We start from the raw sequence: 7,452 nt of genomic DNA, 5'->3' as shown, positions 1-7,452 counted from the left end.
CGGTGCTGCAGGCCCTGGTGGGCCTGCGCGCCTGCGACGAGCCGCCCCGCCCGGCCCCGGGCAATGAGCCGGAGCACCGCGCCTTCGTCGCCGCCCATGCTGCCGAGGTCCGTAGCCGGATCGCGACCGGCACGCCGGCGGATGCGCTGATCCGGGCGGTCGTCTGGCTGATCATGCCGGGTGGCCGGGTGGACGAGCGGACGTTTGCCGCGGTGCGCAACCTCAGGGCCGAGCATGGGGAATGCCACGCCGCGGCGCTCCATGCGTTCAAGGCCAGGGTGCGCCTGCAGACCGCCATACTGCGCGAGGCCGGCGAGGAGGCGATCTCGGCCCTGCCGCAGCTACTGCCCGACGATGCCCGCGACGGGTTCCTGCCACTGGTGCGGCATCTGGCCGAAGCCGCGGGGCCGCTGGTGCCCGAGGCGAAGCGGCGGCTGGCGCGGATCACTGACCTCCTGGCCACCGACGAGCCTGCAACTGCACCGCTGCAGGCGACCGTGCAGCCGCCATCGCCTCCGCCGCCCGGGCGCGAGCGGGCCGCGCTGCCCAGGCGTCGCGCCGCCACCTCCCGCCCGCCGCGCAGCCGCAAGGGATCGACCTGATGACGGGCTCGCTGCTGGTCCTGAACACCGGCTCCTCCAGCATCAAGTTCCAGGTCTTCGCACTGGGGCGGAACGGGCCGGAGCGGCGGCTGAAGGGCCTGCTCGACGGCATCAGGGTCCATCCGCACCTGCAGGTGAAGGACGAGAATGGCGCGGTCCTGCTCGACAAGGATCTCCGCGAGCATGCCGATGATGTCGGTAGCGCGGTCGGACACGTACTACGCTTCCTGCAGGATTCGCTGGACGATGGCGGCTTGGCCGCGACCGGGCATCGGGTCGTGCATGGCGGCCGGCGGTTCGACAGTCCGGTGCGGATCACGGCGGAGACGCTGGCGGGGATCGAGGCCCTGGTGCCGCTGGCGCCGCTGCACCAGCCGAACAGCATCGCCCCCATCCGCACGATCCAGGAACTCCGGCCGGACCTGCCCCAGGTCGCCTGCTTCGACACGGTGTTCCATCGCGACCATACCGAGCTGGCCGACCGGTTCGCCATTCCCCTGGCACTGGATCGCGAGGGGGTGCGGCGCTACGGCTTCCATGGCCTGTCCTACGCCTTCATCGCCGAGCGGCTGCGGGAACTGGATCCCGAGCTGGCCGGCCGGCGGGTGGTGGCGGCCCATCTGGGCAGCGGTGCCTCCTTGTGCGCGATCCAGGGCGGGCGCTCGATCGAGACCACCATGGGCTTCACCGCGCTGGATGGCCTGCCCATGGGCACCCGGCCGGGGCGCCTCGATGCCGGGGTGGTCCTCTACCTGATGCAGCAGGGCTGGGACGCGCGACGGATTGAGCGGATGCTCTATCACGAGAGCGGCCTGCTCGGCCTGTCCGGCGTGTCCAACGACGTGCGCGAGCTGAAGGCCAGCCAGGACCCGCGCGCCGCCTTCGCCCTGGACTATTTCGCCCACCGGATCGCGCAGGAGACGGCCCTGCTCGCCACCACCATGGGCGGGATCGACGGCTTCGTGTTCACTGCCGGTATCGGCGAGCGCTCGGCCAGCATCCGCGCCAACGTGGCCAAGCGGCTGGCCTGGCTCGGCATGGCGCTTGACGAGGAAGCCAACCGCGCCGACGCGCCGCTGATCTCGTCGGCGGACAGCCGCATCGTGGTCCGCGTCATTCCGACCGACGAAGAGGCGATGATCGCCCGGCAGACCCTGGAGGTGCTGGACCTCGGCTGAGCCTCAGAGGGCCCGGCGAGCCAGGAGGGCCGTGCCGTAGGACGCCTGCTCACTGGCCGGCGAGAGCATCGGTACGCCCAGCAGGTTCTGCCGGATCTGGGTCCAGGCCCGGTTGGCCGCCCCGCCGCCGACCGTGCGCACTGAGCGCAGCGGCGGTGCACCGAGTTCGGCCAGGCGCCGGTACGCGCGCTTCTCCACCGCTGCGATCCCTTCCAGCAACGCCTGGAAGAATCGCACATCCTCGGCCGGCCGCGGCTCGTGGCGCGATTCCATGGTGGGGTCGGCTACCGGGAAGCGCTCGCTCTTGCCGGCCAGCGGCCAGAAGTCCAGCCCGGTGGGATGGGCCGGGTCCAGGCCCGGCTCCATGGCGCGCATCTGCTCGCCGGTGAAGAAGCGCAGGAGCGCGGCGCCGCCGGTGTTGGACGCACCGCCCGCCAGCCACATGCCGAGCAGGCGATGGCTGTAGACGCCAGCGGCCGGGTCGAACACCGGCCGGTCGGACAGGAGCTTCAGGGTCAGCGTGGTGCCGAGTGCGGTGACGCCATCGCCCGGCTGGTCGGCCCCGGTCGCGAGGAACGAGGCACAGCCATCCGTGGTGCCGGCCACCACCACCGCACCCTTGGCCAAGCCCAGTTCCGGCAGGGCCGGGCCGACCACATCGCCCGGCTCCAGCACTTGCGGCAGGAGGCGGCGCGCGATCCCGAGCCCGTCCAGCCAGTCGGGCCAGCTCCGCGTGACCGGGTCCCAGCCGGTCTTGAGCGCGTTGTTGTCGTCGGAAACGCCGAACCGGCCGGTCAGCCGGCCGACCACCCAGTCGGCCTGGTGCAATGCCATGGCCGCGTCCGGATGAAGTGCCTGCAGGTCGAGCAGGCGGGCGGCCGGCGAGGTGGCGCCATGCGCCGCACTCTCGGCGGGTGCGAGTTCGCGGATCCGGGCGGCATGGGCAGCGCTGGCGGCATCGTCGTAGCGCCGGGCGGCGGAAAGCGGCGTGCCGTCTGCGCCGCAGAGCAGCAGGGTGCCCGACGTGCCGTCCACCGCGACCGCAGCCACCCGCTCCCTCGGGATACCGGCAAGGCAGGTCTCCACCGCCTCCCACCAGTCCGAGGCCGCGGTCCGGATCATGCCGTCGGTCCGGTCGGGCTCCGGCAGGGCGGCCTTGGCCTCGGCGACCATCCGGCCGTCCCGGTCGACGGCCGAGGCGCGCACGCCCGAGCTGCCGATGTCGATGCCGAGTGCCAGCCGGTTCATGCCGCCTCCCGTTCGTCCTCGAGCGCACCCGGCCTCTTGGCGAACCAGTCGCGGAAGGCCTGCTGCTCGGAAGCACTCAGGTGCAGATAGTGCTTGGTGCGGCGCGTCAGGATGTCGTCCGCCGAGCGCGCCCACTCGTTCGCCACCAGATAGTCGACCTCGCGCTCGTAGAGCTCGCCGCCGAAATGCCGGCCGAGATCGCCCACGCGCGTGGCGCCCTCCACCAACTGGGCAGACCGGGTGCCATAGCGCCGGCCGTAATGACGGGCGAGGTTCTCCGGCAGCCAGGGATGGGCCTTGCGGAAGCCGGCCAGCCACGCGTCGAAATCGGCACCCGGCATGTCACCGCCGGGCAGGGACGCCCTTGCGGTCCAGGTGCCGGACCGCGTGCCGAGATAGGGCTGCAGCTTGTCCAGCGCGTGCTCGGCGAGCTTGCGGTAGGTCGTGATCTTGCCGCCGAAGATCGAGAGCAGCGGGGCGCGCGCCTGGTCCGGGGCCGGCGGGTCGACGTCGAACACGTAGTCGCGGGTAACCGCCGAGGCGTTCTTGGCGCTGTCGTCGTCGTAGAGCGGGCGTACGCCGGAGAACTCGGCGACGATGTCGGCCTCGGTGAGCTTGTGCCGGAAGTAGCGGTTGAGCACCCGCAGGAGGTAGCTGCGCTCCTTCTCCTCGACCCGCACGTCCTCCGGCCTTCCCTCGACCGGGATGTCGGTGGTGCCGATCAGGGCGAGGTCGCCCTCGTACGGGTTGACGAAGATCACCCGCTTGTCGTCGTTCTGCAGGAGATAGGCCTGCGACCCCTGCCACCACTTCCTGAAGATCAGGTGGCTGCCCTTGACCAGGCGCACCCGGCGCGAGCTGTTCACGCCGGCGACGCTGCCCAGCACCCCCTCGATCCAGGGGCCAGCCGCATTGACGATCGCGCGCGCCTTGACGCTGCGCTTCTCGCCGGTGGTCGTGTCAGTAAGCTCGGCCTCCCACAAGCCCCCGTCACGCCTGGCCGAGGTCGCGGGCGTGCGGGTCAGGATGACCGCACCCCGCTCCTTCGCATCCAGGGCGTTCAGGACCACGAGCCGGGCGTCATCCACCCAGCAGTCCGAGTACTCGAACCCGTTCGGATAGGCGTCCACGATCGGCGCACCTTCCGGGTCCCTCCGGAAGTCGAGCGAGCGGGTGCCCGGCAGCTTCGCCCGACTGCCCAGATGGTCGTAGAGGAACAGGCCGATCCGGATCAGCCAGCGCGGCCGCTGCTCCGGGCTGTGCGGCAGGACGAAGCGCATCGGCCAGACGATGTGCGGGGCGGCGTTCAGCACCACCTCGCGCTCGATCAGCGCCTCGCGGACCAGGCGGAACTCGTAATATTCCAGGTAGCGCAGCCCGCCATGGATCAGCTTGCCTGAGCGCGAGCTGGTCCCCTGGGCCAGGTCGTCCTTCTCGCACATGACGACCGACAGGCCGCGCCCGGCGGCGTCGCGGGCGATGCCGGCACCGTTGGCACCGCCGCCGATCACCAGCAGGTCGGCCGGGCCGGTCAGTTTGTCGAGTTCCGCGAGGCTCATGGTCGGCTCACTTGGTGGCGACGTTCAGCATCGGCTTGCCCTCGATCCAGCGCTGGACCTCGGCGGCGATCATCTGTGCGGCGATCTTCACCGTGGTGGTGGAAGCGCCGGCGATGTGCGGGGTGAGGGTGACGTTCGGGTGGCGCAGCAGCGGCAGGTCCGGCGGGCAGGGCTCGACCGCATGGGTCTCCAGCATGGCGCCGCGCAGATGGCCGCTCTGTAGCGCCTCATAGAGGTCGTCATAGTTCACCATCGGCCCGCGCGCCGTGTTGATGAACCAGGAGCCCTTCTTCATCTTCGCGAAGGTCGACCTGTTCATGAAGCCGGTGGTCTCCGGCGTCACCCGGGCATGCAGGCTCACCACGTCGGAGCGGCGCAGCAGCTCGTCCAGGTCGACCTGCTCCACGCCCGCAGCCCGGTCGATCTCGTCCAGGGTCACGTAGGGGTCGCTCACCAGGATCCGGCAGCCGAAGGGCTTAAGCAGCTTGGTGACCTTGGTGCCGATATGGCCATAGCCGATCAGGCCGACGGTCAGCTCGGAAAGCTCCGGCCCGGTGATGTCGGCGCGGTACAGGTCGCCCCGCCACTCGCCCTTGCTCAGCGAGACATGGCCCTTGGTGATCAGCCGGGTCTCGGCCAAGATCGCGCCGATCGTGAACTCGGCCACCGCGGTCGAGTTGCGCCCGGGCGCGTTGACGACGATGACGCCCGCATCCTTGGCCGCCTGCATGTCGATATTGACCGGCCCGCCGCGGCTGACCCCAATCAGCTTGAGCGGCGGCGCCATCACCTTCAGCATCGAGCGGGTGACCGGCGGCAGGTGGCAGACCAGGACTTCCGCACCCTTGACGAAGTTGGCGAGCTCGGCCGGATCGCCCTGCAGCTCCTTCAGCCCCTCGAGCTCGGTGCCCTTCTCGCCATGGTAAGAGGGCTCGTCCGGCCAGGGCAGTTCCAGGCTGCTGATCTTCCACTCCACGCCTGGGATCTTGCGCAGATTCTCCTCGAACACCGAGGCGCGCATGAAATTGTCGCCGATGATGGCGGCTTCGATGGTCCGGGTCATGAACGCACTTTCGCAAGGTCGCGCCAGATGTCGCGCATCCGGCGGTGGGTCGACTGGTAGATGGGAAACAGCTCGGCATAGAGCCGGGCCAGCTCCGGGTCGGGTGCGGTGAGCTCGCCCAAGGACGGGGTGACCCAGCTTGCGACCGCCTCGTCCAGCGACGGGAACACGCCCACCGCGCAGGCGGCCATCATCGCCGTGCCGACCGCCCCTTCCTCGCCCCGCGTCCCGGCACGCACCGGTGTGCCCAGCACCGAGGCCAGGATGGTGCGCAGGGTCTTGGACCGCGCGGCCCCCCCGGCCAGCCGGATCTCCTCCGGGACATGGCCCATCGCGGAATAGCAGTCGCGGCCGGCAAAGCTCAGGCCCTCGTAGACCGAGCGCAGCAGGTCGAGGAAGCGGACGTTCTGGTCCAGGCCCGTCATCATCGCCCGGGCATTGGCATCCACGAACGGACCGCGCTCACCGGCGGTGTGGATGTAGGGATGCCAGATCGCGGCACCCGCCCGCGCTTCCAGCACCCGCGCATCCAGCTTCGGCAGGGCCTCGCGGCGGCTGACCTCCAGCCCCAGCACGCCTGCTGCCTGGCAGGCCAGGTCGACCGCCCAGTCGATGTTGAGCGTGGCCGCCATGTTGGACTGGGCCTGTGAGTACTTGCCGGGGATCGGCAGGCACATGGTGTAGCCGGACGGCCGCTCGCCCAGCACCACGTCGTCCGCGGAGCTGGCGAGGCGGATATGCATCCCGGTTGAGCCGATAATCGAGACACCGAGCTGGCGGCCGGGCTCGTAGAGGCCGGCACCCAGCGCCGTGCAGGTGACATCGACGAAGCCCAGCGAGATCGGCGTGCCGGGCTTCAGCTCGACCTCGCGCGCCGCTTCCGCGGTCAGCGGATGGTTGGTCTCGGCACCATTGAGCATCGGCGGCAGCAGGCGGGCCAGGTCGCTCAAGCCATAGTTGGCCAGCACCTCCGCCGAATAGCTGCGCTTGCGGAAGTCGCCGAAGGTGAACACGCCTTCCGACACGTCGGTCGCGCGCACGCCGGTGAGCTTGAAATAGAGCCAGTCCTTGCAGTGCATGCCGGTCGTGGCGCGCTGCAGCAGTTCCGGCGTGTTCCGCTGCATCCACATCAGATGCGCCGACTGCTGGCAGGCATTCATGCCGCAGCCGGTGATCGGATAGTTGCGTGCCGTGGTGCCGTCAGCCTCGGCCGCTTCGACGATGGCGGCAGCCCGGCTGTCCAGCCAGAGCCAGGCCGGGGCCACCGGCTCGCCCGCTGCATCGATCAGCCAGGTACCGTCGCCCTGGGCGGTGACACCCACCGCGACCACCCGGTCGGCCAGCCGCTCGACCCGGCTGCTCAGCTCGCGCAGCACTTCCACGCAGTCGGCCCAGGTGCGGTTGATGTCCTGCTCGCAGCCGCCGCCCGGCAGGTTCACGTAGTGGTTCGGCTTGGCCGCGACCGCGACCTGATGGCCGTGGAGGTCGAAGGCCACGACCTTGGTGACCGAGGTGCCGGCATCGATGCCCAGGATCAGTTCACTGCTCATGCCGCGCTGACCTCGCCATGGCGCAGCGCGGCACCGCTGGCCGCATCGAACAGATGCAGCGCGTCGCCCGGCAGGGCGACCGGCACGGCCTCGCCAGTCCCGATATTGAGCGTGCCGTCGGTGACCGCCACCAGCAGCACCCCTTCGACCTCGATGCCCAGATGGGTCTGGTCGCCCAGCCACTGGTTGCTCACGACCTGACCCTTGAGCGGGCCCTCACCGACCCGGACCCGGTGCGGCCGGATGCCCACC

General features: G+C 70.3%; 6 protein-coding genes and 1 pseudogene. 2 read left to right on the top strand and 5 right to left on the bottom strand.

The annotated features are described in order from the left end of the window. Positions 1–602: pseudogene (locus EQG76_RS06495) on the top strand (hypothetical protein); the annotation flags it as partial. Then, positions 602–1,780, top strand: a complete 1,179-nt coding sequence (locus EQG76_RS06490; RefSeq protein WP_159711695.1) for an acetate/propionate family kinase — start codon at positions 602–604, stop codon at positions 1,778–1,780. The pseudogene EQG76_RS06495 and the gene EQG76_RS06490, both read left to right, overlap by 1 nt. 3 nt (positions 1,781–1,783) lie before the next feature. On the opposite strand, the gene EQG76_RS06485 is transcribed toward EQG76_RS06490, so the two are convergent. The 5 genes from EQG76_RS06485 to EQG76_RS06465 all read right to left on the bottom strand — a co-directional run. Then, complete coding sequence (locus EQG76_RS06485; RefSeq protein WP_159711693.1) at positions 1,784–3,028, bottom strand: FGGY-family carbohydrate kinase; 1,245 nt, start codon at positions 3,026–3,028, stop codon at positions 1,784–1,786. After that, entirely contained in the window at positions 3,025–4,587 is a 1,563-nt protein-coding gene (locus EQG76_RS06480; RefSeq protein WP_159711691.1) for a glycerol-3-phosphate dehydrogenase, read from the bottom strand. Before EQG76_RS06480 ends, EQG76_RS06485 begins: the two co-directional genes overlap by 4 nt. Positions 4,588–4,594: 7 nt before the next feature. Next, a complete protein-coding gene (locus EQG76_RS06475) occupies positions 4,595–5,650 on the bottom strand; it encodes a 2-hydroxyacid dehydrogenase (RefSeq protein WP_159711689.1) in 1,056 nt (351 codons plus the stop codon). Then, a complete protein-coding gene (locus EQG76_RS06470; protein WP_159711687.1) occupies positions 5,647–7,200 on the bottom strand; it encodes an FGGY-family carbohydrate kinase in 1,554 nt (517 codons plus the stop codon). Before EQG76_RS06470 ends, EQG76_RS06475 begins: the two co-directional genes overlap by 4 nt. Further along, on the bottom strand, positions 7,197–7,452 hold a 256-nt coding region (locus EQG76_RS06465; protein ID WP_159711685.1), incomplete at its 5' end, for a TOBE domain-containing protein. The genes EQG76_RS06465 and EQG76_RS06470, both read right to left, overlap by 4 nt.

The organism is Geminicoccus flavidas (assembly GCF_009806515.1).
Lineage (GTDB): Bacteria > Pseudomonadota > Alphaproteobacteria > Geminicoccales > Geminicoccaceae > Geminicoccus > Geminicoccus flavidus.
This window is presented reverse-complemented; position numbering and strand designations above follow the sequence as displayed.